This window comes from Bacillus sp. LR--39, assembly GCF_053613335.1.
On record NZ_JBSIOT010000034.1, the window covers coordinates 1 to 2,513 of the forward strand.

General features: G+C 44.2%; 4 protein-coding genes. All 4 read right to left on the bottom strand.

Going from position 1 to position 2,513, the window contains the following annotated elements; genetic code table 11:
• Positions 1–276 (bottom strand): MFS transporter (locus tag ACWHAR_RS19815; protein ID WP_452087596.1); only part of this gene is annotated, 276 nt, incomplete at its 3' end.
• A gap of 19 nt (positions 277–295) precedes the next feature.
• A complete protein-coding gene (locus ACWHAR_RS19820; protein WP_041340193.1) occupies positions 296–1,174 on the bottom strand; it encodes a TetR/AcrR family transcriptional regulator in 879 nt (292 codons plus the stop codon).
• Between the two features lie 163 nt (positions 1,175–1,337).
• On the bottom strand, positions 1,338–2,087 hold the full coding sequence (locus ACWHAR_RS19825; RefSeq protein WP_452087597.1) for an NADPH-dependent oxidoreductase: 750 nt from the start codon (positions 2,085–2,087) through the stop codon (positions 1,338–1,340).
• A 16-nt stretch (positions 2,088–2,103) separates the two neighbouring features.
• Positions 2,104–2,391, bottom strand: coding sequence for a putative quinol monooxygenase (locus ACWHAR_RS19830; protein WP_003234477.1), 288 nt, complete (start codon positions 2,389–2,391; stop codon positions 2,104–2,106).
• Between the last annotated feature and the right edge of the window lie 122 nt (positions 2,392–2,513).

A 2,513-nucleotide genomic window follows, 5' to 3' on the forward strand; every position in this document is an offset into this window, starting at 1 on the left:
TCCGGCAGTGAAAATGCTCATTGCTGTGATGAGCAGCGCCCGGCTTGTGAATTTCTCAATTAAAAACGCGGTAATCGGAATTAAAATCCCATTGGTTAACATAAATGATGTGGTCAGCCATTGTGCTTGGTTGGCATCGACATTGAAATCCCTCATGATATGGGGAAGTGCGGTAATCAACAATGTCTGGTTCAAAATCGCCACAAACGCTCCGGCTAACAAAATGCCGACAATGACAGAACGGTTAAAAGGTTTTTGTTCAATACTTGTGTTCAATACATATCCCTTCTTTTCTCTAAGTAATTAACAGTGTTTTTAACATGGAAACGGGCTGTGTTAAAACACTGGTTTGTTCCAGATAGCCAATCAGTGATTTGAGTAAAAAAGCGCGGGGTTCTTCCTTCTTCGCTTCTTCCTCCAGCATGGCGGCTGCGGATGTCAGTTCATCTACGTCATAGTCCGCGGCGGACAGGGAAGAGATGCCTTTATGTAATTCCTTCAGGCTTTCCGATAATAGGACTGATTTATCCTTTGGCTTGTAGGAGGATGCTGAATGAATATAAAGCTCGATGGCTTCGGGCGGAAGAAGAGACTGGCGGGTTTCCCTGTTTTTGATAATCTGATTGAGGGTGCTGATGATAAACTCTGCGATCGGGTCAAGCTCAAGCGGTTTTTCCTCGATTTTGATCAGCATTAAAAACTCACGCATCATGCCGTGAAGAATGATAACCAAATCCCACACAAACGGGAGAATGGTTTCTCCATACGCCTGGATCAGCGAATCGCGGTGCCAGCAGATAATCGTCGATCTGGTCTGATGGATATGCTGTTTGACCCGTTCATTATGCAGCTTGGGGTTTCCGTAGGTCAGCATATTGAAAAACTGCTGATTCCGCCTGAAGCCCTCCAGTTCCATTTTGACCTTTTGCGTCAAACGCTCCTCCGGTGTAAGTGCGGTATTTTCCTGAAGTCTTGAGGCCGCGGCCACCATTTGCTTCTGGTTAAATGACAGCAGCTCCAAAAGCAGATCTTCTTTAGATTGGAACAGCTTATATATCGAAGCTTTTGACATCTTACATTCTTCTGCGATCGCCTGCATGGAAACCGACGTAAAATCCTTTTCCGAAAAAAGCTTTCGCGCGGCTAACAAGATATCTGTTTTTTTATCAAGCATCTCATGGCTTCCTTCTTTCTTGAACATTAGAAAACCCATTGGTTCACAGAAAACCAATGAGTAACTATGAAAAAATTTTACCAAATAAACAAAATAAAAGTCAATGGATTTTAACCGGGTAAATGAAAGGCCTGCCGGAAAATCCGACAGGCCGAATAAGAGCTTATTTTTCAACTTTAAATCCTTGTTTTTCAAGCATTTCACGGATGTGCGGATAGTACAGGCGCTCATAGTAGGAAGCGATGCTCTGTGACCAATTTCTTGTTTCTTTTCCGTTTGTCCGTTTATTCATGTATTCAGACATCTGTTCGTCGTATGCCTGAATGTGAGACGTCAGCTCATCCTGATTCAAATAAGTTTCCTGATGATCGACAGCTTCCTGCGGCAAGAGCGATGTTTTCGCTGAACGGTCGGCAGGATGCCCAATGACAAGGCCGGATAAAGGGAACACGTATCTTGGAAGCTCAAGCAGTTCGATCAGCTCTTGAGGGTTTCCGCGAACCGCACCGATCGGAACTGTGCCAAGTCCGAGTGACTCAGCCGCTGCTGTTGCTGTGCCGAGGGCAATACCAGCGTCTACTGCGCCGACAAGAACAGATTCCAATCCATTTGTGATTTCCATTTTGAAATCATGCAGATCTTCAAGCGCAATTTTGGCCCGGTTGAAATCTGCGCAGAACAGCAGGAAAACAGGAGCTTGATCGATCCATGGCTGGCCGCCTGCCAGTTCGGAGATTTTCTTTTTGCGCTCTTTATCCTGGACTGTGATCACAGTCACTTGCTGTCCGTTGATAGAAGAAGGGGCTGATTGCACCGCTTCAATGATTTGGTCCAATTGCTCCTGAGCTACAGGCTCATCTGTGTAGCTGCGAATCGAGCGGTGGTCTTTTAAAGATTTAATCACTTCATTCATATGGGACACCCTTTCTTTACTCGCTAAGCTCTGTGCGGACAACATCAAGAGGGGCGCTCAGCAGTTCTTTTCCTTTTGCGACAAACCCTTGGAAATGCGCAGTTTCGTTATGGAATTTCATTGCCGCTTCATCTTTCCATTTTTCAAGCATGACAAATGTATTTTCTTCGCCTACTTTTTCGAATAGGTCGTATTGCGCGTTGCCTTCCTCAGCTCTTGAATGCTGAACAAGCGATTGAGCCTCGCTCAAAAATTCCTCGCGTTTTTCTGGTTTTACTTTGATGTAAGCTTGTAATACGATCATTGAAATCTCCTCCGTTGTTATGCGAATTTATTGTTCGAATTTCATCGAACTAAATGTAACATGTATTCTAAATGAGGTAAAGGAAAAACCCTTATATAGTAAAATTGTCATTCTAATTGTTG